This is a genomic window from Wolbachia endosymbiont (group A) of Myopa testacea, from assembly GCF_964027115.1.
In the GTDB taxonomy this organism is placed as follows: Bacteria; Pseudomonadota; Alphaproteobacteria; order Rickettsiales; family Anaplasmataceae; genus Wolbachia.
This window is the reverse complement of record NZ_OZ034729.1, coordinates 365,674-392,336: the sequence shown is the minus strand read 5'-3', so window position 1 is coordinate 392,336 and position 26,663 is coordinate 365,674. Positions and strand designations below refer to the sequence as shown.

At 35.5% G+C, this 26,663-nt stretch carries 31 protein-coding genes and 1 pseudogene; 22 read left to right on the top strand and 10 right to left on the bottom strand.

The window, feature by feature from the left end:
- Position 1: 1 nt before the first annotated feature.
- Genes AAGD91_RS01940 through mdh form a run of 4 tightly spaced genes read left to right on the top strand, consistent with a single transcriptional unit; the run spans position 2 to position 2,405 of the window.
- Entirely contained in the window at positions 2–355 is a 354-nt protein-coding gene (locus AAGD91_RS01940; protein ID WP_006279576.1) for an NADH-quinone oxidoreductase subunit A, read from the top strand.
- A gap of 3 nt (positions 356–358) precedes the next feature.
- Positions 359–874, top strand: a complete 516-nt coding sequence (locus AAGD91_RS01935) for a NuoB/complex I 20 kDa subunit family protein (RefSeq protein WP_164224545.1) — start codon at positions 359–361, stop codon at positions 872–874.
- Positions 867–1,439, top strand: coding sequence for an NADH-quinone oxidoreductase subunit C (locus AAGD91_RS01930; protein WP_341821313.1), 573 nt, complete (start codon positions 867–869; stop codon positions 1,437–1,439). Before AAGD91_RS01935 ends, AAGD91_RS01930 begins: the two co-directional genes overlap by 8 nt.
- A 3-nt stretch (positions 1,440–1,442) precedes the next feature.
- A complete protein-coding gene (gene mdh / locus AAGD91_RS01925; protein ID WP_341821312.1) occupies positions 1,443–2,405 on the top strand; it encodes a malate dehydrogenase in 963 nt (320 codons plus the stop codon).
- Here mdh and AAGD91_RS01920 read toward each other — a convergent pair.
- From AAGD91_RS01920 to AAGD91_RS01910, 3 genes are read right to left on the bottom strand one after another with little or no spacing between them, the layout of a single operon-like run.
- On the bottom strand, positions 2,380–3,189 hold the full coding sequence (locus AAGD91_RS01920) for a TatD family hydrolase (RefSeq protein ID WP_341821310.1): 810 nt from the start codon (positions 3,187–3,189) through the stop codon (positions 2,380–2,382). The genes mdh and AAGD91_RS01920 overlap by 26 nt on opposite strands.
- Complete coding sequence (locus AAGD91_RS01915; RefSeq protein ID WP_341821309.1) at positions 3,186–3,674, bottom strand: RNA pyrophosphohydrolase; 489 nt, start codon at positions 3,672–3,674, stop codon at positions 3,186–3,188. Before AAGD91_RS01915 ends, AAGD91_RS01920 begins: the two co-directional genes overlap by 4 nt.
- Positions 3,667–4,284: an AAA family ATPase gene (locus tag AAGD91_RS01910; RefSeq protein WP_341821307.1), complete on the bottom strand. Its 618-nt coding sequence runs from the start codon at positions 4,282–4,284 to the stop codon at positions 3,667–3,669. The genes AAGD91_RS01915 and AAGD91_RS01910 overlap by 8 nt, the downstream gene beginning before the upstream one ends.
- A gap of 181 nt (positions 4,285–4,465) precedes the next feature.
- Here AAGD91_RS01910 and rsfS point away from each other — a divergent pair, with 181 nt between their 5' ends.
- The 4 genes from rsfS (at position 4,466) to AAGD91_RS01890 (ending at position 6,825) form a co-directional block, all read left to right on the top strand.
- The gene (gene rsfS, locus AAGD91_RS01905; RefSeq protein ID WP_253309997.1) at positions 4,466–4,792 is read left to right on the top strand and encodes a ribosome silencing factor; all 327 of its coding nucleotides are present in this window, start codon (positions 4,466–4,468) and stop codon (positions 4,790–4,792) included.
- Positions 4,783–5,037, top strand: coding sequence for a hypothetical protein (locus tag AAGD91_RS06345; protein WP_410540651.1), 255 nt, complete (start codon positions 4,783–4,785; stop codon positions 5,035–5,037). Before rsfS ends, AAGD91_RS06345 begins: the two co-directional genes overlap by 10 nt.
- A gap of 1 nt (position 5,038) precedes the next feature.
- On the top strand, positions 5,039–6,289 hold the full coding sequence (tyrS, locus tag AAGD91_RS01895) for a tyrosine--tRNA ligase (protein ID WP_341821306.1): 1,251 nt from the start codon (positions 5,039–5,041) through the stop codon (positions 6,287–6,289).
- A 68-nt stretch (positions 6,290–6,357) separates the two neighbouring features.
- Positions 6,358–6,825 (top strand): SWIM zinc finger domain-containing protein, encoded by a 468-nt coding sequence (locus tag AAGD91_RS01890; RefSeq protein ID WP_341821305.1) that lies wholly within the window; start codon positions 6,358–6,360, stop codon positions 6,823–6,825.
- An 811-nt stretch (positions 6,826–7,636) separates the two neighbouring features.
- Here AAGD91_RS01890 and AAGD91_RS01885 read toward each other — a convergent pair.
- Both AAGD91_RS01885 and grxC read right to left on the bottom strand, forming a co-directional pair.
- The gene (locus tag AAGD91_RS01885) at positions 7,637–8,509 is read right to left on the bottom strand and encodes a hypothetical protein (RefSeq protein WP_341821304.1); all 873 of its coding nucleotides are present in this window, start codon (positions 8,507–8,509) and stop codon (positions 7,637–7,639) included.
- Between the two features lie 115 nt (positions 8,510–8,624).
- Entirely contained in the window at positions 8,625–8,975 is a 351-nt protein-coding gene (grxC, locus tag AAGD91_RS01880) for a glutaredoxin 3 (RefSeq protein ID WP_341821303.1), read from the bottom strand.
- A gap of 68 nt (positions 8,976–9,043) precedes the next feature.
- Between grxC and ribF the strand changes: the two genes are divergently transcribed.
- The 4 genes from ribF to AAGD91_RS01860 are packed head-to-tail and all read left to right on the top strand — an operon-like array spanning position 9,044 to position 13,116.
- Positions 9,044–9,976: a riboflavin biosynthesis protein RibF gene (gene ribF / locus AAGD91_RS01875; RefSeq protein ID WP_341821302.1), complete on the top strand. Its 933-nt coding sequence runs from the start codon at positions 9,044–9,046 to the stop codon at positions 9,974–9,976.
- Positions 9,973–10,449, top strand: a complete 477-nt coding sequence (lspA, locus tag AAGD91_RS01870; RefSeq protein WP_341821301.1) for a signal peptidase II — start codon at positions 9,973–9,975, stop codon at positions 10,447–10,449. Before ribF ends, lspA begins: the two co-directional genes overlap by 4 nt.
- A 29-nt stretch (positions 10,450–10,478) precedes the next feature.
- Positions 10,479–11,819 carry a pitrilysin family protein gene (locus AAGD91_RS01865; RefSeq protein ID WP_341821300.1) on the top strand — a complete coding sequence of 447 codons (1,341 nt, stop codon included), beginning with the start codon at positions 10,479–10,481 and terminating at the stop codon, positions 11,817–11,819.
- Positions 11,806–13,116, top strand: a complete 1,311-nt coding sequence (locus AAGD91_RS01860) for a pitrilysin family protein (RefSeq protein WP_341821299.1) — start codon at positions 11,806–11,808, stop codon at positions 13,114–13,116. Before AAGD91_RS01865 ends, AAGD91_RS01860 begins: the two co-directional genes overlap by 14 nt.
- A 2-nt stretch (positions 13,117–13,118) precedes the next feature.
- Here the strand turns inward: AAGD91_RS01860 and purN are convergent, their stop codons facing one another.
- Positions 13,119–13,685: a phosphoribosylglycinamide formyltransferase gene (purN, locus tag AAGD91_RS01855; protein WP_187297655.1), complete on the bottom strand. Its 567-nt coding sequence runs from the start codon at positions 13,683–13,685 to the stop codon at positions 13,119–13,121.
- A gap of 725 nt (positions 13,686–14,410) precedes the next feature.
- On the opposite strand from purN, the gene ltrA reads away from it, so the two are divergent.
- Positions 14,411–15,397 carry a group II intron reverse transcriptase/maturase gene (gene ltrA / locus AAGD91_RS01850; RefSeq protein WP_341821298.1) on the top strand — a complete coding sequence of 329 codons (987 nt, stop codon included), beginning with the start codon at positions 14,411–14,413 and terminating at the stop codon, positions 15,395–15,397.
- Positions 15,398–15,481: 84 nt separating this feature from the next.
- Complete coding sequence (locus AAGD91_RS01845; RefSeq protein ID WP_341821488.1) at positions 15,482–15,661, top strand: hypothetical protein; 180 nt, start codon at positions 15,482–15,484, stop codon at positions 15,659–15,661.
- Positions 15,662–15,710: 49 nt separating this feature from the next.
- Here the strand turns inward: AAGD91_RS01845 and AAGD91_RS01840 are convergent.
- Positions 15,711–17,153 (bottom strand): annotated as a pseudogene (locus AAGD91_RS01840) (IS4 family transposase).
- Positions 17,154–17,538: 385 nt separating this feature from the next.
- Here AAGD91_RS01840 and AAGD91_RS01835 point away from each other — a divergent pair.
- Positions 17,539–17,955, top strand: coding sequence for a hypothetical protein (locus AAGD91_RS01835; protein ID WP_253309572.1), 417 nt, complete (start codon positions 17,539–17,541; stop codon positions 17,953–17,955).
- On the opposite strand, the gene AAGD91_RS01830 is transcribed toward AAGD91_RS01835, so the two are convergent.
- Entirely contained in the window at positions 17,948–18,469 is a 522-nt protein-coding gene (locus AAGD91_RS01830) for a Na+/H+ antiporter subunit E (RefSeq protein WP_341821297.1), read from the bottom strand. The genes AAGD91_RS01835 and AAGD91_RS01830 overlap by 8 nt on opposite strands.
- 98 nt (positions 18,470–18,567) lie before the next feature.
- Between AAGD91_RS01830 and smpB the strand changes: the two genes are divergently transcribed.
- From smpB to AAGD91_RS01795, 7 genes are all read left to right on the top strand, one after another.
- Positions 18,568–19,017: an SsrA-binding protein SmpB gene (smpB, locus tag AAGD91_RS01825; RefSeq protein WP_341821295.1), complete on the top strand. Its 450-nt coding sequence runs from the start codon at positions 18,568–18,570 to the stop codon at positions 19,015–19,017.
- A gap of 6 nt (positions 19,018–19,023) precedes the next feature.
- Positions 19,024–19,815, top strand: coding sequence for a prolipoprotein diacylglyceryl transferase (lgt, locus tag AAGD91_RS01820; protein WP_341821294.1), 792 nt, complete (start codon positions 19,024–19,026; stop codon positions 19,813–19,815).
- 1,065 nt (positions 19,816–20,880) lie between these two features.
- Positions 20,881–21,462 (top strand): Holliday junction branch migration protein RuvA, encoded by a 582-nt coding sequence (gene ruvA, locus AAGD91_RS01815; RefSeq protein ID WP_341821293.1) that lies wholly within the window; start codon positions 20,881–20,883, stop codon positions 21,460–21,462.
- Complete coding sequence (ruvB, locus tag AAGD91_RS01810; RefSeq protein ID WP_341821292.1) at positions 21,459–22,433, top strand: Holliday junction branch migration DNA helicase RuvB; 975 nt, start codon at positions 21,459–21,461, stop codon at positions 22,431–22,433. Before ruvA ends, ruvB begins: the two co-directional genes overlap by 4 nt.
- A 90-nt stretch (positions 22,434–22,523) precedes the next feature.
- The gene (locus AAGD91_RS01805) at positions 22,524–22,955 is read left to right on the top strand and encodes a hypothetical protein (RefSeq protein WP_341821291.1); all 432 of its coding nucleotides are present in this window, start codon (positions 22,524–22,526) and stop codon (positions 22,953–22,955) included.
- 24 nt (positions 22,956–22,979) lie between these two features.
- Entirely contained in the window at positions 22,980–23,552 is a 573-nt protein-coding gene (locus tag AAGD91_RS01800; RefSeq protein ID WP_341821290.1) for a hypothetical protein, read from the top strand.
- A 56-nt stretch (positions 23,553–23,608) separates the two neighbouring features.
- A complete protein-coding gene (locus tag AAGD91_RS01795; RefSeq protein ID WP_341821289.1) occupies positions 23,609–24,118 on the top strand; it encodes a DNA-3-methyladenine glycosylase in 510 nt (169 codons plus the stop codon).
- A gap of 19 nt (positions 24,119–24,137) precedes the next feature.
- Here the strand turns inward: AAGD91_RS01795 and purF are convergent, their stop codons facing one another.
- Both purF and rodA read right to left on the bottom strand, forming a co-directional pair.
- Positions 24,138–25,523, bottom strand: coding sequence for an amidophosphoribosyltransferase (gene purF, locus AAGD91_RS01790; RefSeq protein ID WP_341821287.1), 1,386 nt, complete (start codon positions 25,521–25,523; stop codon positions 24,138–24,140).
- Between the two features lie 25 nt (positions 25,524–25,548).
- On the bottom strand, positions 25,549–26,652 hold the full coding sequence (gene rodA, locus AAGD91_RS01785; RefSeq protein WP_341821286.1) for a rod shape-determining protein RodA: 1,104 nt from the start codon (positions 26,650–26,652) through the stop codon (positions 25,549–25,551).
- Between the last annotated feature and the right edge of the window lie 11 nt (positions 26,653–26,663).

The window sequence follows — 26,663 nt, the reverse complement described above, 5'->3', positions numbered from 1 at the left end:
AATGAGCGAATATCTAACCATAGTAATCTTTATCTGCGTATCAATTGTAGTATCTTTTGCTTTAGGTATATTGCCTATGTTTCTTGCAGTGAGTAAGCCAGATGGTGAAAAACTTTCCACATATGAGTGTGGCTTCAATCCACTATCCAGTGCAAGAAAAAATTTTGACATTAAATTTTACCTAGTTTCAATATTATTTATAATATTTGACTTAGAAATCGCTTTTCTTTTTCCTTGGGCTGTTTCTTTATCTAAGATAAGCTATGGTGGATTTTGGTCTATGATGGTATTTCTTGCAATACTCACTATAGGTTTTATCTATGAATGGTGTAAAGGTGCATTAGAGTGGGAGTAGTTTATGACAAATCAAATTCTATCTAATGACGACTGGGGTCGTTATAAAAAAGAAGGGTTTCTTGTTACTAAATTTGGTGATTTAATAGATTATGTAATGAATTGGGCAAGGTCTGGTTCATTGTGGCCAATGACATTTGGTCTTGCATGTTGCGCAGTTGAGATGATGCATACTGCATCCAGCCGTTATGATCTTGATAGATATGGCATAATGTTTCGTGCAAGCCCACGTCAATCAGATGTGATGATTGTCGCTGGCACACTAACTAATAAAATGGCAGCAGCATTGCGCAAGGTTTATGATCAAATGGCAGACCCGAAGTATGTTATTTCTATGGGAAGTTGTGCAAATGGTGGTGGTTATTACCATTACTCTTATTCAGTAGTCCGAGGCTGTGATAGAATTGTGCCAGTTGACGTGTATGTCCCTGGATGCCCACCAACCGCTGAGGCGTTGCTATATGGAATGCTATGCCTACAAAACAAAATAAAACGAACTCAGAATATAAAGCATGGATAAAACTGCAAGGCATATACAAAAAAAGACCAAGTGTGAGTGCATTCAAAAAGATGATGGTATTATTGTAATATATTCAACTTTAGATGAATTTGAAAAGCACCTATCCTTTCTACGTGATGATGAAAAGTGTAGGTTTGAACTATTAGTTGATATTTTTGGGGTTGACTATCCAGATCGAGAAAAGCGCTTTGAGTTAGTGTACAATTTACTCAGCATTGTGCATAATATTAGAGTACACATAAAACTTCAATTATGTGAGGGCGATATGCCTCCAAGCATAGCAAAGGTATTTAGCACAGCTTCGTGGTTTGAGCGTGAAGTGTTTGATATGTATGGAATAGAATTCTCTGATCACCCTGATTTGCGTAGGATTCTAACAGACTATGGATTCAAAGGTCATCCAATGTTAAAAGATTTCCCTCTCACTGGTTATGAGGAAGTAAGATACGATATAGAGGCAAAAAAGGTTGTATATAATCCTATAGATTTATCGCAAGATTTTCGTATGCTTGATAGCCTATCGCCTTGGGAAGGTAAAACCATAAAAGTAAATACAAAGGAGTAGAAAATGACAGTACAAAGAAAAAAAATATCTTTAATCGGTGCAGGAAATATCGGTGGAACTCTTGCCCATATGATTGTACTAAGGGAACTCGGCAATGTTGTTTTACTTGATATTAGTGATGGAATACCGCAAGGTAAAGCACTCGACATAGCAGAATCATCCCCTATTGATGGATTTAATTCTGGTTTAACTGGAACTAATCAATACAAAGATATAGAAAATTCTGATGCAATCATCATAACAGCAGGCATTGCTAGAAAACCTGGAATGAGCAGGGATGACCTCCTGCAAACCAATGCTAAAGTAATGAAGGAGGTTGGTGAAAATATTAAGAAGTATTCTCAAAATGCGTTTGTAATAGTGGTTACCAACCCTTTGGATGCCATGGTTTCAGTGGTACATAAATTTTCAAACCTTCCAGCTAATATGGTTGTTGGAATGGCAGGAGTGCTTGATTCTTCCCGTTTCCGTTATTTTCTTGCAAGTGAATTAAATATTTCAGTTGAAGATATATCTGCTTTTGTGCTTGGAGGACATGGTGACACTATGGTACCACTCATTAATTGCACTTCTATCGCTGGCATTCCACTTACCCAAGTTATCGATATGGGTCTCATTACGCAGAAAAAAGTTGATGAAATAGTTGAACGCACTCGCAATGGCGGTAAAGAAATAGTTGATCTGCTTAAGTCTGGATCTGCATACTACGCTCCTGCATCTTCAGCTATATGCATGTTACAGTCATATTTAAAAGATAAAAGGCGTATATTACCATGTGCTGCTTACCTTAATGGTGAATATGGTGTAAAAGATTTGTTTATTGGTGTTCCTGTAATTATTGGAAAAAATGGAGTTGAAAAGGTCCTAGAAGTTAAGATGGATAATAGTGAACGAGAAATGTTCGATAAATCTGTGAATGCAGTGAAAGAACTATTTAGGCTCATAAGCAAATCAATGGTTTTATAGAATTTCCTTGTAGCTCAAGTTTCGTAAACAGCCTAAAAAAGTTGCTTGTGGTTATTTCTGCTACTTTGTCGGGTGACTCATTCCATAACTCTGCCAAACAATTCACAACATATTTTACCATTGCTGGTTCGTTCTTTTTTCCTCTGTAAGGCTCAGGTGATAGATACGGTGCATCAGTTTCAACCAAAACACGTTCGCGTGGTACACCTTGTGCAATTCCTCTGAGTAAGCTCGCATTTTTAAAAGTAATGATTCCAGAAAATGAAATATATAACCCTAAATCTATAGATTGATAAGCAAGCTCTTTAGAGGAAGCAAAGCAGTGCATTACTCCACTAAAAGCACAGGTTTTCATTTCTGACTTTAACATATCGATCATCTCACTATCAGCACTCCTAGTGTGAATAACTAAAGGTAACCCTGTTATTCTTGCTGCTTCTATGTGTGATGCAAAACTTTTTTTCTGATTGTCTTTGTTGTCAGATTTATAAAAATCTAACCCGGTTTCACCGATACTAATTACCTTTTGATTCTTAGTAAATTCAACTAATTCATCAGCATGTATACACTCACCGTTTTCTATAGCAGCATCAAGTGGATGTATACCAACAGAGAAGTGGACTTGATCGTAGGATGAAGAAATTTTTAATAATTTAGGGATATCATCAATGCTTACGCATATGTTATGCAAAATTTTTACACCATTTTGCTCTGCCCTTGAAATTACTTTTGGTATTTCATCATCGGAAAAATAAATCAAGTGGCAATGAGAATCTACTATCATGAGCTTATTGTTGAGGCTTTTATTATAGAAGAAAACTCTTCTATCACTGTCTTATAAACTTCTTTTTTAAATGATATAGCATTGGCTACTAAATCATCTATACTTTGCCAACGCCACTCTTTGAACTCTGGATGATCAGTATAATTAATATCAATATCCTTATCATCTCCATAAAATTTCATTAAGAACCACCTTTGCTTTTGACCAGAATATTTCCCATTCCAGCACTTTGGTATAACTTCTTCAGGCAAGTTGTAGTATATCCAATCCTTTCTTTTAGTTATAACCTTTACTTTATTAGTACCAACTTCCTCTAGCAACTCACGTAACGCTGCTTGTTCCAGTTCCTCACCATCATCAACACCTCCTTGTGGCATCTGCCAGTAAGAGTCGCTATCAAAGCGTTTTCCAATAAAGGCATGTCCTTGTCTGTTAAATAGCATTATGCCAACACAAGGACGATACTTATCTTTCTGCTCAACCACGAGTACGCTCTGTTTTTAAATGATTTGTTACAGAAGTTTTAATTAATTTTCCATTTTTTTCTTCCTTCATCTCTTCAACAATTTTCTTTGCAACTTCCTTTGCACTTAAGTTTGAGTTATCAATTTCAAGTGTACCTTCCGGTATAAATAGCCTTTTCCCTTCAATTCTTTTCATAACAAAATCCGAATCAATAATTTTATTTTTCCGGCATCTCTCCTTTGAGTGAATACGCCTTGCTAGTTCTTCGTCATTACAATGTAACACTACAGGAAGAATTTCCATATCCATTTTTTTACTTAAATTTACCACAGAGTTGTATATTCTCTGATCATAGGGGTCACCCTCTATCAATTCATTTGTAAATATATAATGTTTTGATTTTATGTAGTGTTTTTCTAGTATTGCTAATACATTTTCCCTAACTGCAAAAATTTTTTCCCATAGTTCATCTGGAACTTCAGCATCCTGCAATTTAACAATATCAAATATAATATTATTGAATAGATTATTGCTTACTATTACTGCATCAATGATTTTACACAGTTCCTTTGCAGTAGTAAACTTACCACTGCCTGAAAAGCCGATTAAGTAGATGAGAATCTTGTCCATAATGAATACTAGTAGAAAGCTATTTTCAATTATATATAAAAGTATATACATTGTACATGCTAAAAACATGATGATAAAATAGATGCAGGTAATACCTTTTTAACGAACAGTCGCGTTGAAAATAGTTCATATTTAGAGATTTTGAGTGTATAATTATAACTAAATTAAATAATTTAAGATGATGACTAATGTATCCAGTGATACAGAATCAATAAAAAGCATGATTGTAAGTATAATAGATCAAAATAAAGGTCACGATATAGTTACTCTCGATGTGCAGAATAGAACCATTATTGCAAAATATATGATTATTGCATCTGGTGATTCAAGTCGCCATGTGAAAGCGTTAGCTGAACACGTAATAAAAAGTCTCGAGCGACATGATAAAATAGATGTAGAAGGTATGGATGAAGGCAATTGGGTGATTTTGAATTTTCAAGGCATAATGGTTCACATATTCAGGTCAGAAGTAAGGGAGTATTATAAAATAGAAGAGTTATGGAACTGATTGCCTGGATAGCTGGTGCACAACTGCACAAACGTTGTAATTTTGAAGGCAACTCCTGCACAGGTGGTGTCATTCCAGTGCTTGACACTGGAATCCAGTTTTTCATGCAATTTCATCGAAAACGTTGTATAGTGTGCTTGTTTATAATTAAGTTTTCTGGATCCCAGTGTCTGGGCACTGGGATGACATCTTTCCCTATTAGGGTTACCTTCGGCATTAATGACAGGATAGACTGGGGTTTATAAAATGAAACACAAGTCCGAGTTTTTAAATTTTATCCAAGAAAGAGGGTACCTATACCAATGTACAAATATTGAAGGGTTAGATCAGCTATTATCCGAAAATAATCACATAGTCGCATACATTGGGTTTGATTGCACAGCACCAAGTCTTCATGCTGGTCACCTAATTCAGATTATGATGCTCCGTCACCTGCAGAAATTTGGTTATAAGCCGATAGTCTTACTTGGAGGTGGCACAACAAAAATTGGTGACCCATCCTTCAAAGATAAAGCAAGAAGCATCTTGCCCGTAGAGAACATCAATCAAAATACATCCAGCATAAGGAGAATATTAGAGAAAATGGTGTCTTTTAATGACAGCAAGACTGGTGCAATGATAGTAAATAACGCAGATTGGTTGGATAACATAAAATACATAGATTTTTTGCGTGATATAGGAGCTTATTTTTCTGTAAATCGTATGCTAAGTTTTGATAGTGTGAAAACCAGGCTGGATAGAGAGCAAACCTTAAGCTTTCTGGAATTTAATTACATGCTATTGCAGGCTTATGATTTTGTTGAGTTGAATAAAAAGCATGGCTGTCGTCTGCAGATTGGAGGGTCAGACCAGTGGGGAAATATAGTAAACGGAATTGAGCTTGGAAAAAAGTTGAATTTACCTGAGCTGTTTGGCCTTACTGCCCCTCTTTTATTGAATGCTCAAGGGGTAAAAATGGGCAAAACTGAAAGTGGAGCAGTGTTGCTTGATGATAATATGCTAAAGCCTTACTACTACTGGCAATATTTTCGCAACGTTGATGATCAAGATGTTGGACGTTTTTTGAGATTGCTCACTGATGTGTCAATTGATGAGATTAAAAAGTTAGAATCCTTAAAAGATCAGGAAATAAATGAAGCAAAAAAAGTTTTAGCAACAGAGGTGACAAAAATATGTCATGGTGACAAAGAAGCGGAACTTGCACTATCTGCTGCAGTCTCTGCTTTTGAGAATGAAGATAGCTCACTACTTCCTGATTACATCATAAAAAAAGCACAAGTTGCAAGCGGCATATCCTTAGTAAACCTACTGCGTGACACCGGTTTTGAACCTTCAAAAGGCGCAGCAAAGCGTTTAATACAGGGTAACGGGTGCAAAGTTAATGATAATATTATAAATGACGTTAACTATATAATAAATTTCGAGAGCTTTAAAGGTCAGCCATTTATAAAATTATCTGCAGGAAAAAAACGCTATATAAAAGTCGTGGTGGGTTAATAAATTTTTATGGAAGAAAGGATATATTAGAAAATTGAGGGCTTTATATATGAAATAAGGAGGTAAAAATGAGACTGTATTATAAAGATATCACAGATCTTATCAAAGAACCCTACCTCTCTAGCGGAAGAGATTATTTTAACAAAGGAAAGGTACAGATTATATCTGTTAATGAATCTCAAGCTAAATCAAAGGTAGTTGGATCAAATGTATATCGAGTAACACTAAAGCACGATGGTCCTCTTTTCAGTGGAACATGTTCCTGCCCTGCATTCTGTTACTTTGGTCCATGTAAGCATATGGCTGCAACAGTTTTTGCTTTGATTGATCTTGACAAAGAGGAGTATCGGTCGTCTGCGCGCCCAGATGAACAGACTCTCTTTGAAAGGTTTTTACTTAAAAAAACAAAGCAAGAGCTAATTTCAATAATTACTCGTTCCAGTGAACATTATCCTGAGATTTTTGAAGAACTAGAGGATAAAGAATATGAGCAATTCACTCAAAGTAAGTTTTCAAAATCCGAGAATTATGTATAAAGTGATTGGAAAGATGGTGAGATCAGGTAATCTATAGCTGATCCAAGGAAGACATCATACCGCCGCGGCGCTAACGAGTAGGAGAATGACGAGGTTATCGTCATGCCGCCGCGAACCGTCATACCGTCACGGTATCTCAGCCGTTAACAAGTAGCGGGATACTTAACCGTCATACCGCCGCGGTATCTCATCCGCTAACACGTAGCGGGATGACGGTTGTCAGGGTAGCTGTCATCCCAGTGCCCTGACTACTTGGATCCAGAAAACTTAACTTTAAATAAGTGGCTGCATAATAAAGACTAGATTCCAGCGTCACGCGCTGGAATGACACCATTTTCGGTATCTCAAATTGCTTTAGCTACAAACATTAAGAAATTTACCAAATGAAAAAAAAGGCAAAGAACTCCCGTGGTGCGAGTTTTGACTCTCTAATACTTTAAATTGGCGCTGTAATAATGTGCTGACGCTTAGTTTAAGCGCAGTTTGGCTGAATGTAGAAAAAATTTAAAAGACATGCAGCCGCTATAATTTTATGTAATCCGCCAAAAAATACCCTAAGTTTTTTACTGAATTTTGTCATTGAGCCTGCAGGTCAAAAACAAGTTTTGAGTCATAAATACCCTTATTGTCATAATAAGGGGGCTGGCGGAGTTTATTAAGGAAGTTTTTTCGTTTCTGCGGGCTACTTGAATAACGGCTACAATGTTTGTACAGCTATGTACATAGTGCTGGAACCCAAAAAAAGAACCAAGTAGCTTGGCTACTTGGATGACAGAAGGTAATACAAGAAGTCTATTGGCTCCCGTATACCTTAATGAAATTTAACAAGTTTATCTATAGTTTTAGTGATGATTCTTGGAGTATCCGGAGAAACTGCTGAGCTCAGCTTATTTAACCGCTCTATAGCAAACTCGCTGTTCTCATTTGCTATGAAATCACATAAAATATTTTCTATATCCTTAGTAATACTTTCATGCTTTCTCAGAGGATGATTATGTGGATACCTACTGATGGTTTTGATACTGGAATATTCAACAAAAGCTCGATCCTTAAAAGCAAGTTGTCTCAATTTCTCTTTGAATTTTCCTTCTTCCTCTTTTGTTAAAAGGCGAGACTTTATCAGTGATTTTATAATCAAATTTATAGCTTGATGTATTTCAGAATGCACTATAACTTTAATGGTATTTTCTTCTACTATACAATCATAAATATTTTTTTCGCTCTGTAACGACTCTATTAATGTCTTGCTACTTTGTGAATTCAATTCCAAATTCTCTTCACTCATAGGAGTTATTATGAAGGTGTTCTTACTCACTCTGATGTTAAATTGTGGAGAGCCTTCAGAAAAAGAAAATGCTACATTCTTAGATTCAAGTGCGTGATTGTATGCAGCAAAAAGGGTGTGTGCTATAACACTGCTAGGCACCTTCATTCCATGTTTACTCAGGTGGTTCAATACATTTTCAACCTCATGATATGTAAAGTCTGTATCTTTTAGCAATTCAACAACTTCTTTGCCGTTGTGCTGTTTATACTCTATTCTCACTTCTTCTGTAAAAAGTGGTTTAGCTGCTATATGTTTATCAAGCACTGTGAAAATCTTGATGAAATTCTCTAAATCTTGTTTGTTAACTAATTCGATACTAATTAAGTTTCTGCTAATAATTGAAATATTTTTTGTCATTTTTTCCCACTAAAAAAACTCACTAAATGAATTGTATTTTTAATTCATTAAGAATTGTTTAAAGTGAGCATACTAGTTTTCATTTACGTATTACACGACAAAACAAGATAAAAAGTTACATAAAATCATCATGTGGTATAATACACTCTCCACATTCATCATTGCTGTTTGTGTAGGTTGTGACATCAGTGTGATTGTCATTATTATTTAGCATATCATCCAACTTTCCTTCTTTTTCAAGATCCATCAATTTGTCACACCCCCCCATGTGCTTATCGTTAATAAAGATCTGTGGAACTGTTCTAACGTTATACTTTGATTTTATGTCGTTAAATAGATCTGAGTTTTTGAGCACATCGATTTCTTCATATTTCATACCTTTTTTATCCAGTAACTCTTTTGCTTTTTTGCAGAATGGGCAGTGATGCTTTACATATATTATAACTTTTCCTTTAGTATTTTTCACAATTTATCTCCGTAGCTTGCTAAAATATAGTTATTATATATAAGAAACATGTAAAAACATCAAATTGTATGAAAATTATTTATAATTGTGAGCAAGGGATAGAAAATAATATAGCACTAACCTTCGGAAATTTCGATGGCATTCATTTAGGACATGAATTTGCAATTTCCACTATAAAGAAGGTAGCACAAGAAAGAGGATTACCCTCTGCAGTTTTAACTTTTGAGCCTCACCCATCAACTGTTTTATTTGGTAGAAACAATTTTAGGTTAATAGACCAAGAACAAAAAAAGGAACTAATCAGCAGCTATGGTATAGATTACTTGTATATTATTAATTTTAGTAGAGGTTTTTCTGAGGTTAGCTGCGATGACTTTATCAGTGAGATTTTAATAGATAAATATGGCGCTAAACACATAATTGTTGGAGAAAATTGCACTTTTGGTCATAAACGATTGGGTGATATATTAACTCTAGAGAAATATTCTGAAACATATGGATACTCTTTGACTAAATTAGAGCCATTAATAATTGACGGCAAAATTTGCTCTTCTTCTTCAATCAGAGAGTATGTACAGAAAGGTGAAATAGACATTGCTAATAAATTACTTGGTAGACCTTATCAAGTTTCTGGTGTTGTGACAAAGGGTGCGTGTAGAGGTAGAGAAATAGGATTCCCAACCATAAATATTCCTATAGAAGATTGCATGATAAAACCAAAATTTGGTACATATTACGCTAAAGTGATGTTTTCTTATAATAACCCAAACTGGTTATATGGAGTAGTCAATATTGGTATGAGACCTACATTTAAGGATCTGAAAAAGCCTATAATAGAAATGCACATATTCGATTTTGATGAAGACGTATATAATCATAAAGTTAATATACAACTTTTAAAATTCATAAGGTCAGAAAAAAAATTCCATAGTATTGAGGAGTTAACAAGACAGATAAATTATGATATACTTAAAATTTATAGGTTAAAGGCAAATTTATGAAAAAGTTATGCTTAATTGTTATATTAATTATAGTATTGATTGACCAAACGAGCAAATTGTACATAAACTTATTGATTGATGAGGGAGAATCAATTGAGATCGCTAGCTTTATAAAGCTAGTTGAAGTTTGGAATTCAGGCATTAGTTTTGGAATGTGTAGCGCTTTACCGCATGGCGGTTTCTTTTTTTCAGCATTTTCAATACTAATAATTGGTATACTTGCATACTTGATATACAAGTCTGATGATAAGTCAACTTACCTTGGGTTTTCTCTGATGATTGGTGGAGCAATCGGAAACGTAGTTGATAGGATTTATTGGGGAGCTGTATATGATTTCATATATTTTCATATTGATGATTGGTATTGGCCAGCTTTTAATTTAGCGGATTTATCTATAGTTTGTGGAATGTTTACATTGTTATATAAGTGGTATATATACGATATGTTTATTTCTAAACAAAATGAAGAATAAAATAATTGTTTTTATATTAGGTCGAAATAATGCTTCATAAGTTTTTTAGTTTTCTTATACTACCTGCACTCTTTTTTACTTACCCAATTTCTTTGAAGGCTTTAAGCATAGAGCACGACATAAAACATGCTAAACTCAGTAACGGACTAGATGTCTATGTTGTTCCTAATCATCGGATTCCAGCCATTTTACATGCAGTAATATACAAAGTTGGGGGAATGGATGATCCAATTGGCAAAGCAGGATTGGCTCACTACTTTGAACATTTAATGTTTGAAACTACAGGGAAGTTCACAGATATAGAAGCCACTATGAGTAGCATTGGGGCCCAGTTTAATGCGTTTACTACTAAGGAATATACCTGTTACTACGAATTAGTCCTTAAAAATGACTTACCACTGGCAATGGAAGTTGAAGCAGACAGAATGGGCAATTTTAATGTTACCCAAGATAAAATAGAAAGAGAAAAAAACATTGTACTGGAAGAGAGGAAGATGAGATTTGATAATCATCCTAACAGCTTGTTGTGGGAAGAAATGGATAGTGCATTTTACCGTACTGGCTATGGCAGGTCTGTTATTGGCTGGGAGAGCGATATCACAACTTACAATCAGGATGACATAACGAGGTTTCATGATAACTATTATCACCCCGGCAATGCAATATTACTGATTGTGGGTGATGTGGAATTTGATGAAGTAGTGAAGCTAGCAGAAGAAAAATATGGCGAAATTAAAGCTAAGCCTGTAATGAGACATTACCCAAATCAGGATCCAGTGCATAATGCAGGTTTATCGGTGATTTTAGAGAGCACTGAAGTAAAAGAACCAGTTTTATATTTTCGTTATCGTGTTTCTTTATTTAAGCACACAAGTGAAACCTCTGCTGCTCATTTAGCGGTTGACATTTTAGGTGGCGGCAAATCCAGCAAACTGTATAAAGATTTGGTTTTAGATAAAGATGTGGCAGTATCAGTATCTGCTTATTACAATAGTTTAACTTTTAGTGATGGCTACATTGATATTAAAATAATTCCAAAAAGCGGAGTTAATTTAGATATTGTTGAAAGAGAGTTAGACAATGCTATTAATAACTTCATGTCTAAAGGAATAACGGATGAGGAATTGCAAAGCTCGAAGTATAGATACAAAGTAGCACAGTTTGATGATCTATCTGACTTAACTCATATAGCAATGTTTTATGTGCCACGCCTTGCACTTGGTGTTCCACTTGATGAAATAGATATTTCATATAGCAAGATTAATGATGTCAATTTAGAGGATGTAAATAATAAAATCCGTGCTATTTTTTCTGCTAATAAGTTCATTGGTCGTTTGTTGCCAAAAGGAGATGATAATGAGAATAAGTAAATTTGTACTTCTATTTTTTTTCTGTCTAGGCTTTAATTTACAGGCAAGTGGTAACCTAAATATAGAGGAGGTCACTACCCGTAAAGGATTTAAGTTTCTATTTGTTGAAAACTATGACTTACCAAAAGTTTCGATAAATATCTCATTCAAAGATGCAGGTTATGTGTATGAAAATTCGGAAAAACAGGGACTAGATTGGTTTACTTCTCTTATAATTCAAGAAGGGGCAGGAAAAAATGATGCCAAAGATTTTGCAAAAAGGCTAGAAGATAAAGCGATTAGTTTAAATTTTATTGCTGGTTTAGAAGCATTTAGGGTTTCATTAAATACTTTGTCTGAGAATCTAGAGGATGCAATTTCGTTACTAAGCGACGCTATAATACGTCCTAAAGTTGACTCTGAAGGGTTGAATAGAGTTTTCGAGAAAGCCAAAGTTGATTTTAATAATCTTGAAAAAAATCCTTTTTTTATTGCTGGAGAAGAATTGAATACGTTATTGTTTAAAAAACACCCTTACTCAAAAAGTGTGTACGGTACTCTTGACACTATAATGAGCATTACTAGGGACGATGTTTTAACATACATAAAGCGTAATTTTGCTAAAGATAACATAGTTATCAGTGTTGCTGGTTGTGCAACAAAGGAAGAAATTAGTGCACTACTAGATAAATATTTATCTAAATTGCCGTCAAAAAGATCAAAAATTAGAAAAATACCTGTGAAAAATGATTTTGGTTCTGCAGAAAGTAAGAATATTTTTATGGATATACCACAGAGTGTAATATTTTTTGCTCAAAAAGGTATAGCTTATGAAGATCCTAATTATTATAACGCAAGCGTCTTAATTAATGCACTTGGCGGCATGGGGCTAAATTCAATATTAATGAAAGAATTGAGACAAAATTTGGGTATTACTTATGGTGTTTATGCAAATATTATTTCCAATAAACATGGGAACGTTATAGCTGGAAGTATTAATACTGATAGTTCTACTACTGGCAAAGCTATATCAGCAGTAAAAGATACATTTAGCAGGATAAAAAAGGAAGGAATTGATGAGCAGTTGTTTCGGGATACAAAAATTAGTATGGTAAATTCCTATGTTTTCTCTATGTTTAATAATAACAACATAGTTGCAAAACTAAATAATATTCAGACAAACAACCGCGATATTAACCATATAAATGATTTTGTGAGCTATATTAATGACGTTAAATTAGAGAAAGTAAACGAACTGGCAAGCTCTTTACTGGAACCCGAAAATTTATTTTTTGTTGAAGTTGGGAGAAACACTTAAGGTCAATAATTAATATTTTCTGCTATTGATCTTACTGCTTCTACATAACACTTATGCTCCTCAGCTAGAATGCGTTCTGAGAGGCTTTGAATATCATCAGCTGGTAACACTGGCACAGCAACTTGAGCAATTATGGCTCCAGCATCAATTTCAGGAGTGACGTAATGTACAGTACAGCCTGCGATTTTTACTCCTGCTTTTAGAGCTTGCTCTTGAGCATTTAGGCCCTTAAAGGACGGAAGTAGAGAGGGATGAATATTTATCACCTTGTTATTCCATTTACTGAGAAAATTAGCTTGCAGGATTCTCATAAACCCTGCAAGGCAAATTAAATCAACCTTATGTTGAACAAATATTTCGTGAATTTTATCAGCATCAAGTGGTTTATCTCTAACAATAAACGCTGGCACTCCTGCTTGTTCTGCTATTTTTAGGCCAGCAGCTTCGCTATTATTTGTGATAGCGCACACAACTTCTGCAGGAAAATTACGATTTTGACATGCCTCTATCAAGGCCTGCATATTTGATCCCCTGCCTGAAATTAGTATCCCAAGTTTCACCTTTTTCATTTTGTGCAATTGATTTGGTGTAATAATTAATGTTAACAAAATAACTCAAAAAGTAAATCTATAGCTAAAGTGACTTAGGTTTACCAACGATTTGAAAAACAACAAATTCGTCATTCCGCTACTCGTTAGCGGAATCTATGTTGAGATACCGCGATTCATTCGCGGTATGACGTGGGAAAACCTTTCTTGGGTTAGGTGTGCCGTAGAGACACAAAGAATGTTCAAGTAAGAGCAAACTAAGTGCAAAAGCTACGCAATAGATGAGGGTGTGCCCCTCGGAGCCGGTTTACAAGAGCGGGCTTCAAACAACCATAAACTGCTTTGGTAAAGAGCCAAGGTAGTAAGCGTTATGGAAAAGGCGCAATTATGCGTCATGTGTGAAATAGAGAGACGAATGCAAATGAACCACTGATAAAGTGTCGAAAGGAACTAGACGACGTCAAAACCAGGGGTCTAACCTAACCTGGGATAAATCTATCGGGAGCTTGTTTACCGGATAGGTGGTGTCCGGCATAGAGGTGGCGTGAATCTATTTTGGGCTATTGCGTGGAACTGCGGGAACCTATCGTTTCGATGATAAGGGAGAAATCCAAGGAGCTAAACTCCAAAGGTGAGAGTACTGATGCGAAAAACAGGGGCGCGTAGTAGTGAAGAAGTCTCTGTAATGGAAATGAAGCGAAGGGATTTAGTTTTAATTGTTTTGTCAACCGTAATGGGAGGAGTTAATGAATAAAACAAAGTCTTTTGATATACCAAAGCAACTGATTTGGAAAGCTTATAAACAAGTATCCAAAAATAAAGGTGCGGCAGGTGTAGATGAGGTTACGATAACAAAGTTTGAAGAAAATCTAAAAGACAATCTATACAAACTATGGAATCGGATGTCATCCGGAAGTTATTTTCCCGAGCCAGTAAAAGCTGTAGCAATACCGAAAGATACGGGAGGAGGACAAAGAATTTTAGGTGTTCCTTCAGTATTCGATAGGATAGGGCAAACGGCTGCTTCTATGTATCTTGAACCGCTAGTAGAGCCAAAATCCCACGAGGATTCATATGGTTATAGACCAAATAAATCAGCGCTGGATGCAGTAGATACAGCACGCAAAAGATGCTGGAGGTACGATTGGACGATAGATCTTGATATATCTAGATTTTTCGACAACCTGGACCACGAGTTAGCATTACAAGCAATCAAGAAACATACAGACTGCAAATGGGTCATACTGTACGTTGAAAGGTGGATAAAAGCCCCTATTCAGCAAGCAGATGGCAGTAGGGTAGCTAGGGAGAAAGGAGTTCCGCAAGGAGGTTCGATCAGCCCAATAATTTCAAACATATTTATGCATCATGCGTTTGATGAATGGATGAAACAAAATTACCCAACAATACCGTTTGAGAGATATGTAGATGATGCGATAGTGCACTGCAAAACTCAAAGACAGGCAGAGTTTATGAAAGATAAGATTGAAGAGAGGTTGGCAGAGTATAAGCTAAAATTGCATCCAGAAAAGACACAAATTGTGTACTGTAAGGACCACTGTAGGAAAGACGAATTTCCCATACAAAGCTTTGACTTTCTAGGCTATACTTATAGACCTAGACTAACAAGGAAGAGTACTAGGGGTTATAGGGCTTCATTCCTACCTGCAGTTAGCAACAAAGCCAAGAAAAAGATCAGCCAAACCATAAGGTCATGGAAAATACACGAATAAACATTCACAACATTGGAAAGTATATCAAAAAAAGTGAATCCAATAGTCAGAGGCTAGTATCAGTACTATGGCAGGTTTTACAGGATAGAGATATACAAACCTCTGAAGAACATAGAGCGGCAACTTGAAAAGTGGGCAAGAAGAAAGTACAAGAAACTTCAAACTCATGGAAGACTAGCAAGGCAACTTCTAGGAAAAATGAGAAAAGAAGGACCAGACACTTTCTACCACTGGACATTAGGTTTGGGACAAAAGGCTGAATAATGGGAGCTGTGTGAGTCGAGAGGTTCATGCACAGTTCTGCGACTTACTATTACCCACAAGTATAGAATTCATGAGCAAGTCTCCATCCTTCTGCTAAATCAAAGAGACGTTTCCATCCCTTCCACAAAGCTATAGGGCCTGGTTCTAAGTCATTTTTGCGAGCTAAAAACCCTCCTAACTTGGCCACCCACCTCACAATTTCTCTTATAGGTGGTGGAGTCTCAGGATAGTTTTTTGTCTTAAGCATTTTGGTATATAAAACCTTCCATTCGTCATCAGTCAGTATGACAGTGCAAGAAAGATTCGCTAGCTACCAATGTGATAAAAAATATTCTCCATGCAATTATACTCACAATTGTAAGAAAGCGGATCAATCTATCTGCTGTTTGGAGCCTACATTCTTCAACTTTAAGACCGGATTTCAAAATTTTATGAAAAACCTCTATTCTCCATCTTAAGCAATACCATTGTATTTTTTCTACTGCTTCTTCAAAATTATTAATATTTATATTTGTTAACAAAATCCAGTTCATGGGCTCTTTGCCAAATGGGGGATATTTTTCTATAACATAGACAGCATTTAAATTTAAATTAGGAAGTTTTTGGGTTTTACGTCTAGCGTTGTTTTTTGATGCATTCATCACAAAGTTACTAAACCTTACTTCTAAAACTGTTGTTCTTTGAGGTTTGTTATCGCGAGCAGACTTGAATTTCTCCTTGACAAGACATGCGATTCATCAAATCCCACAATCTTTCACCACCTTTTTCAGAATAAGTCGACTTCTTGTTTACTGTTCTGTTTTGATTTCCTCTTACTACAAAAAGAGATTGATTAGTGGAAGCAACTTCAAATAAATCATAAATATCTGCTTCTCTATCACAAACGGTAACTACCTTAACATCCTTTAATCCAGGATGTTTAGTAGAGTCTTTAAGTGATGCTATCTACCGTATGCTTTCTTTCTCTTCTATGGGAAGAGCAGTATTATGGCTTCTTCTTTTCAACTCCTTTAGGTCTTCAGCTAAGGAAGGTCTAGTACTAATTTTTTGATCCAATAATCCTATAGGTAGTCCTTCTGTTGTAACTGCAAACGTTGTATGCATCATGGGTTTTAAAATTAGTTGTTTTAGATGTTAATCTTGCTGCTATAATCCCTAACCCTTCGGTCTTTTTATGATTTTTATATGAAATATAACTCGTGTCCTGGATAGCTAAGATAGTTGAGTATTCTTTAGCTCTTTCAACAGTTTTAATTATATGACTGTCTAATATCTTTCTTTCAGAAACGGCATCGTTTTGGAAAAATCTATAAGCTGCTTTACTTTGATGCCACTCTTCACAAACTTGATTTATTGAACGCTCAGGCGATTCAGCAAAACTATTAACTATTTTTAGAAGCCTTTTACTTAATCTTATATCACCAAAATTAACAATTCCAAATTCACTTTCTGCCCATTCGCCAGTTGAGGTATTTATAGTTCTTTTCATCATATATTCCATTTTTAGACCATAGATCTATTTATAATAGAAAGTTGAATTAGTAAAATAGCAGCTTTTTCTCCATTTTTAGATTTATGGGTAATAGTAAGGTTCTGTGAGAGACTGGCGGGGAAAGTCCGCTGGTCTACTCTCCCTATATTTCAGAGTGCTCCTGTTATGAGCTGATGTCAAACTGTCATTTTACAGCTTAGCTTGCTTAGGTAATGCAGAAATAAGAGGTGCCCAATATAAACCAGCCTAAATCAACTTTAATGTCTGGATATCGTACTATTTTACATAACATGCCATTATGAATATATATTTTTATTATTGCGTTACCATTTATTTAACAAAGTATTAGTATAATCTATCTACTGGATTAAATGGAGAAAGTTGGATGAGTAAATTACCGAACAATGCAAAAATAGGTAAATCTCAGGTTACTCAGTGGGAGGTAATAAAAAATTGTGAATATGCTGATAATTGCTTATCAAAAATAGTAACTTTATACGTTATTAGAATAACTCAGCTATCAGATTTTTATACAAATGACGAACCTGAAATTAACACTGTTTTAGCAAGAATAAGCGTGACAAGCGAAAATGTATTTTTAAACAAGGCTACTACTATTGAAGTTATGGAAGGTATTTTCCCGTATAAATTCAATAGCAAGAAGAGAAATAACATACTAAGGTTAGAAGATTTACATAATTATTTATGTTCTATTGTTAACAATAGCCTTCCAAAAGAGATGCTTGAAAGTCTTGTAAGGGAATATAAGGATGCTGTTAACTTATTTAAAGCAATTACTTAACTGAACGTAGTATTTTTAAGATTTTATTTTCTATTTCAGAAATGCCGCTTTCAAGATCTTTATCTATCAGATACATGGTAGAGAAATATGTTTTCTGCTTACTTTCAACATTGATAGTTAAAGTTCCAGGAGTGATTGTAACCGAATTGGCAAATAACGCAATGCTTTCATCATTATGCCCTTCGCATTTTCTTAGGATAATGATTGGCTCAAGCTTAGATTTGAGTCGTAGCACCTTTTTTGTTACATAAACACTTGATAAAATGATTTGGTACATTAACCATGGTATATAACTTACTAACTTATAAAACGACAGTCTACTCGTACCATTTAAAATCTGGCTAAGAGCTCTTTCAGCGTTTATCAACCTTCTAAAGATAAATAATGTGAATATAGAGGAAAACACTCCACAAAAAATAAAAAATGGCTCAAAATAACCAGACAATACAGTCCATAGAGAAAATAAAATTACAAATGATAGAGAAAAAAACTTGATTTTTTGCCTAAGGTTCATGGTTTGGAGTATAACTTAAATGATTTTTTAAGGAAAGATATATTATGAATTAAGTCAAAAACTCTGTAATATATTGAAGCTTAAAGATATCTTTAGATATGGAAGTTATTGCAGAAAATAGGAAAGCAAGGTTTGAATATTTCATCTTAGAAGAATTTGAAGCGGGTGTGGTCTTATTAAGCAGTGAAGTTAAATCGCTCAGAGAAAGAAAAGTAAATATTTCCGACGCCTACGTTATCGAAAAGAATAGCGAAATATGGCTGCACAATATGCATATTGCAGAATATAAAGCTGCAAACCAAAAAAATCATAAACCAAAAAGGGAACGTAAACTGCTTTTACATAAAAAAGAGATAAACAAACTAATTGGTCAAATCAAAACCGCTGGGATAACTGTTGTGCCGCTTTCGATCTATTTTAATGATAAAGGATTTGCAAAAACTAAAATTGCCATTGTAAAAGGAAAAAAACTCTACGATAAGAGAGCAACCGTAAAACAGAGAGAGTGGGATCGTGAAAAAAGTAGATTGTCTAAGAATAATTTATAGCAAAATATGTTTTTAAATCCAGTAATTTTCAGCATCGGTCCTGTTTCTATATATTGGTATTCCTTAGCTTACGTTTTGGGTATAGTGTCTGCATATTGGTATTTACACAAGCTAGACGACCAAAAAATATTTACTAAGAATTTTTACGATTCGTTATTAACAGCCACTATTGTAGGCATTATCCTTGGAGGTAGACTTGGCTACGTATTGATATATGATCCAGTTCTTTATATAGGCAACCCTATCGAGATATTGAAGACCTGGGAAGGAGGAATGTCATTTCATGGTGGTGCTATAGGAGTTTTGCTTGCAGTAATAATTTCGTGTAAAAGACATAACATTCCTATATTTTATCCACTGGACCTAGTTTCTTGCGGAGTTCCCATAGGTTTATTTTTAGGTCGCATAGGCAATTTTATAAACGGAGAGTTATTTGGCAGAGTTACAACTATGCCATGGGGTATGGTATTTCCAGAAAGTGGTGATAATTTGCTGCGTCATCCAAGCCAGCTTTATGAGGCACTTTTTGAAGGACTGCTACTTTTTGCAGTTGCAAATTCACTGTTTTTCTTGACTAGAATAAGACTGTATCACGGTGCGTTAACTGGTATTGCAGTTATGTGGTATGGAATAGCACGTTTTTTCGTTGAGTTTTTTCGCGAACCAGACTATCAAATTGGCTATTTGTGGCTTGATTTAACTATGGGGCAGTTGCTTTCTATACCTATGGTTTTGCTAGGAATGCTTGTATATCTAGGCGCATTAAATTTAAAATTTAATACGAAATCTGTTACATAGAGGAAAGGTGAGTTTAATAGAAAAATGTAGCCAGAAACCCTACATCATGCACAATTGTACGAATTTTCTGCGTTGCAGTAGAATGAATGTGAGATCCGGTGTCATTCCAGCGCGTGACGCTAGGCCATAAAACTTGCTTGACAAACTCCGCCAGCCCCCTTATCATGAAACTGAAGGTATTCAGTTATCTTCATCTGTGCAGATTAAACAGCAAGAAAACAACGTAGTTGGCGTCTTATTTTTAATTTTTTGCACTATGTGCACCCTATGTCTTCACAACATTTCTAGGTTTTTACCTACACAAGCTGAAACGCGCTTATAAGTCCTTTAAGACAGTATAGTACGCCAATTTGCAGGATTAGAGAGTGACAACTAGCTAACACGGGATTTCTTTTGCCTTTTTTTCTGCTTAGTAAATTTCTTAAACATTTGAACTAAGGTTAGTTGCACTTAAAAGCAGCTAAATTGCAGTGTTTAAGACTTTAAAAAACGCCAATACAGAAAATAGACAATGACCAGGGCTTCTTTTGCCTTTTTTTTCGTTTGGTAAATTTCTTAATGTTTGTAGCTAAAGCAATTTAAGAGACCGAAAATGGTGTCATTCCAGCGCGTGACGCTGGAATCTAGTCTTTATTATGCAGCCACTTATTTAAAGTTAAGTTTCCTGGATCCAAGTAGTCAAACTACTCGGATGACACCTTGACAATCGTCATCCCGCTACTTGTTAGCGGGATCTAGAGATACCGCGGCGGTATGATGCAGGAAAACCTAGCCAGCGTTAGCCATAACACAACACTTTTATACTTACCAAACCCAATGCATTACTTGCAATTAAGTTTCCTGGATCCAAGTAGTCAAGCTACTCGGATGACATCTTTCAACATTATATCATGGACAAAATAAACTTTCTAAAATTCATTGAACTGTGCTTTCAAACGGTGGTGCCAGGGTGTGAGTATAAGGAAGTTTTTCGTTTCTATGAGCTACTTGGCTCTCTGTTATAATGTTCGTTTGCTTGACCTAAGATCCAGGAGTATTTAAACTGAACCCTATACAGTGCTAAAAATGATAGGAAATCTAAGCGGAATAGTTGATGAAGTGCGCAGTGATCACATAATCCTGAATGTGAATGATATTGGCTATATGGTGTATCTCTCAGCCAAAACTTTAAATGCATGTTCCATCGGAAGTAGAGTTAAATTACTTATCGAAACCTATGCAAATAACAGAGAAAATGTCGCTCAGCTATATGGTTTTATAAGCAAAGAAGAACAGCAGTGCTTGAGATTGCTTGTTAAAGTAAGCGGTGTTAGCTATAAAACTGCAATGTCAATTTTGAGTAAATTAACTCCAGAACAGCTGTTTTTGGCAATTATGAATGAAGATAAAGTAGCACTCAAGATGAGTGGACTTGGCCTGAAACTCATAAATCGAATCATCACTGAATTAAGTGGCAAAGTGAGTAAATTAGAAATAAATAACAATAATTTTCATCCAATCAATGAAGATGCCCTTTCAGCATTGATCAATCTTGGGTATGAAAAAATGAAAGCTTATGATACGATAAAAAAAATACAAGACGAATCGTCAAATCTGGAAACCAAGGATATTATTCGCATGGCGCTTAAGGAGCTCTCAACATTATGAAATCAATATCGTGCGGTAAAGAATATACTGAAGATGCGCGCAATATCAACATCAGGCCTGAGCAACTTGATGATTTTGTCGGACAAAAAGACTTAATACAAAATTTAAAAGTGTTTATAAATGCTGCAAAGACGAGAACTGAAGCTTTAGATCACGTTTTATTGTATGGTCCCCCAGGACTTGGCAAAACAACTTTAGCACAAATTGTTTCTAAAGAATTAAGGGTCAGCTTCCGCGCAACTTCTGGTCCTTTACTTAGTAAAGTTGGGGACTTGGCTGCAGTGCTTACCACTTTAAATGCAAAAGATGTTCTATTTATCGACGAAATCCATAGATTAAATCGCAGCATCGAAGAAGTTTTATATACTGCTATGGAAGATTTTTGCTTGGACATATTAGTAGGTGAAGGTCCATCTACTCGCACTTTAAGGATAGATCTACCACCATTTACGTTAATCGGAGCAACTACACGGCTTGGATTACTTTCTGCGCCACTCAGAGATCGTTTTGGCATTCCCTTGCATCTTGAGTTTTATTCTTTTGAAGAACTGGTTAATATTATAAAAAGAGGCGCAAGAGTTCTTTCTACTGAAATTGAAGAAAATGCAGCACGGGAAATTGCCTGCCGTGCACGTGGCACTCCAAGAATTGCTTTGAGGTTACTCAGAAGAATAAGGGATTTTGTTGAAGTGAAAGATGATAAGAAAATCACTTATGAAGTCGCTGATTCTGTATTGCTAAAATTGGGTGTAGACAAAATGGGACTCAATAAACTTGATATGCATTATCTAAGATTTTTATTCAACACCTCAGGACCTGTTGGAATTGACACTATATCTATTGCGCTATCCGAGGATGTTGGCAATATTGAAGAAACAGTAGAACCTTATTTAATCAAAATTAGTTTTGTAAAGCGCACACCAAGAGGGCGCGTTCTAACCGATCAAGCAAAGGAATATTTGAGCCTTTAATATAAAAAATTTTGTTGCTGTAATTATATATTGACCAATTGATATAATGCTCGTACGCTAGCATTATGTGTTAACGATAATGGAGGGTATATGTTAGGCAAGATTACAGAACTCTGGAAAAAGCTCTGGGAAAGCATTCCAGTTTTTCGCAATAAGGATAAAGTTAAAAGTCCTCATGTGCCTATAGTGGAGGAACTTCCTTCTGATGATACAACTTTAAAACCGAATAAGAAAAAGCCAGAAGAGCATCTTACCCTTCTAAGTAATAAAGCAAAGGAGAGCGGTAATTCTGATAAAACAAAAGGACTTCCTAGCGATTTGAGCACTCAGGATATACCTAAATCAACACCAGACAAGAATAAGCGTAAATATGTCGAGTTAGAAAGCGATGAAGAATGGAATAAGTTCTTTGCATTACAGAACAACCCTTCTACCAATACCACAAACCAAAAACCTTTTTCTCCAAAGAAAGGAGAATCTCAGTATCACGGCAAAGAGATTGTAGGCAAAATTGCTGACTAAATTAAATCAGAGATATCTGAAGGTATGAAAAATAATACCATAGGGTCCATAATGATAAAAGAAGGCAAAAGGGAAGGGAATGTTGTTTACCCTTCCGTGAGAGTTGTGTTGAATGTTAGTAAAGAAGTAGTAGATATAGCTAAACTTCTGAGTGGTAATATATGTAAAAAGTACAATGTAAAAACAATTACATTTTGTCATTCTAATCAGGAAAAAAAGAGAGGGGCATGTTGCTATATTAATGATAAAGGGGAAAGAGTTTATGAAATAATTAGTGGATTATATGAAATGACTTTAAAGTGTTATGTTGATGGAAAAGAATGTAAAATTAAAATTAATATTGATGATAAGAATAGTGTAAAGCTCCTTGAAAGCAACGGTGTTACTGAAGAACAGTTACGTGCAAACAAAGAAGTAAAAGTAGGCAAGAGACGTGAACCAAAGTCTTTACATGAAGCATTAGCATCACAATTGCCACAAACACAATTACAACAAAGCTCTGAAGAAGTAAAATTTTTGGAGCAGCCTTCAACAAATGTAGAAGACTTGAGCGTCGCACCACAAAAGCATCAAGCTTCTGCTGCTCAAAATAGGTAAAGTAGTGAAAATTCAGTATAAGTTGCTTGCATTTGCAAGTAACTTATACTCTTATAATGAGCAACATAATACTACCAAGAAATTTCTACGAGCGGCCGACCTTAACTGTAGCTGGAGAGTTATTGGGAAAAGTCCTCAAATTTTCTAACTTTAGTGGAATAATAACCGAAGTTGAAGCCTATATAGGAATGAATGACCCAGCTTGTCACGCAGCAAGAGGCTATACTAAACGAACCTCAGTAATGTTTGGTATGCCGGGGTTTTCATACGTGTATTTTATATATGGAATGTATTACTGTTTAAATATTGTAACAGAAGCAGAAGGGTTCCCAGCAGCAGTGTTAATACGGGGATTAAAGCTCATTGAACCGCTTGAAGCAAACTTAGGCGGACCAGGAATATTGTGCAAAAGATTAAACATTACAAAAGAACACAATAAACTGGACCTTACTATAAGCCACAAATTTTGTGTTTATGAATCTCATCTCAACCCGGATTATGTGTGCACTCCGAGAATCGGAATTAGTAAAGGCCAAGAGAAATTTTGGCGGTTTAAGATTTTCTAAACTTAAGATCTTGCGTAGACTATTTGCCAATCGGATAATCACCAGTGAAACAAGCATCGCAATATTGTGGTGTAGCATTGTTACGCACCTCTCCTTTAACAGCCTGATATAGTCCATCAATACTCAAGAAGGCTAGGCTATCTACTCCTATAACTTCCTTAATTTCCTCTACAGATTTATTTGCAGCAATTAAATCTTTGCACTCTGGCGTATCTATTCCATAAAAACAAGAATGCTTAATTGGTGGGCTTGAAATTTTGAGGTGAATCTCTTTTACTCCTGTATCCTTTAGCATAACTATTATATTTCTGAGCGTACTACCACGCACTATACTATCATCTATTAAAATTATGTTTTTACCTTTCAAAGTGTGCTTATTAGCATTGAATTTTAATTTTATTCTAACTTTACGTACTTCAGCGGTTGGTTGTATAAAAGTTCTTCCTATGTAATGATTACGAATTATCCCCAGTTCCATAGGTAATCCTGAATGCTTTGCATATCCAATAGCTGCAGGTATTCCAGAATCAGGTATTGGTACAATCATATCCATATTGTTTTTTGGTGGACTTTCCTTCGCAAGTGTTCTTCCTATTTCTTTTCTTGTATCATATATGGACCTATTCTCCATTATGCTGTCTGGTCTCGAAAAGTAAACGTATTCAAAAATACAAAAACTTGATTTTTGCTGTGGGAAAGGAAACATTGAGGCTAGCTTACTATCCGAACTGATGGTAACTAATTCGCCTGGTTCTATTTCTCTAACAAACTCTGCATTTATTATATCAAGAGCACAAGTTTCAGATGCAAGAACGTAAGAACCGTTTAACTTTCCTAAAACAAGAGGCCTGATTCCAGATGGATCACGTACTCCAATAACTACTTCTTGATTGATTGCCACAAAAGAATAAGCACCTTGTATTTGCTTTAATGCATATATAAAACTCTCTAAAAAGCTATCTTTTTCACCGCTTGCTGTCAGATGCACTACTACTTCTGTATCAATATCTGACTGAAAAACGCACTCTTGTTTAATTAATTGTTCGCGTATCGGAGAAATATTAATTAAATTACCATTATGTGCTATGGTAAAATCCCCAAATTTGCCACTTTTGCCAAACATGGGCTGCACTCCAAATTTACTACCACTTGTTGAGTATCGAACGTGACCTATTGCACAATCTCCAGGTAAGGATTTCTTTATTGCATCTATATCATCAAATACGCTGCTCACTTGACCTTGAAAGTGATAAGAGTGCAGCTTATCGTTGTTACTGGTTACTACGCCAAAAGACTCTTGACCTCTATGCTGCAAAGCGTGGAGAGCAAGTATAGAGTTAAATGCAGCATCTTTATTGCAGCTTATACCAAATACTCCACATTCCTCACGCATTTCATCTAGCATAAAAACTATTAAGTAAAGTTTAATTTTACTTTAGCATAGGTAAAATACAAGCATTTTGTTGTTCATCTGCTTTTATTGCCAGCAATAATCCTATGCATATCAAGCTTGCAGCAGTTGTACTTCCTCCATAGGAAAGAAATGGCAGTGGATCGCCTATCACAGGCAAGAGGCCTATTGACATTCCAATGTTTATAAAAAAATGAGCGCCAAAAAAAGCAAAAATCCCGATAGATACTAACTTAGAAAAATAATTTTTCGACCTATAAGCGATAGAGAAAATTATGCCAAGTAATGAGGTATAAAGCAAAATTAAAGCCATGCTACCTAAAAAGCCCCACTCCTCACTCAGCACTGCAAAAGCAAAATCCGTACGTTTCTCCGGCAAAAATCCAAGTTGAGTTTGACTTCCGTTAACAAAGCCCTTACCAAGCAAACCTCCTGAACCAATAGCTATCTGAGATTGCTGCGCATTATAACCTATTCCAAGTGGATCCACTGATGAATCCAAAAATGACAATATCCTTTGCTTGTGATAAGGACGTAAAAAAGGCCAAATAGCCGGTACTGCAAAAATGCCAAGCGTCCCACAAATTACTAAATGAGCTCTTTTTATTACTGCTGTGAATATAATTGATGCTCCTATAAACAACATTATCACAGCTGTGCCTAAATTAGGTTGCTTTAACACCAAGAATACAGGCAAGAAAATAATTATTACCGCCTTAAGCAATCTTTTAAATTCCATCATTTTATACACACTTTGCTTATCAAAATAACGAGCAAGCGCAAGTATTAAGCCTACTTTTGCAAATTCTGATGGTTGCAAACTAATTGACCCAATTCTTATCCACCTCGTCGCACCCATTATGTGCGAGCCAAAAAAATTTACTGCTAATAGCGAAATCGCTGCTGCTATATAAAAAAAGTAGGCGTGCTTCAAATAAAAATCTAGCTCTATGAATGACATAGCTATAGCGAGTAGGAAAAAGAAGGAAAATATGACTATTTGGTGAATTGCAAATGGTACCCACTTTCCTCCAGCAGAAGAGTATTGAACAGCAATGCCAACGCAAAACAGCACTATCACGTTAATGACTAATAACCAATGAATCTTCTTCAGCCTATCCACACTTATAATCT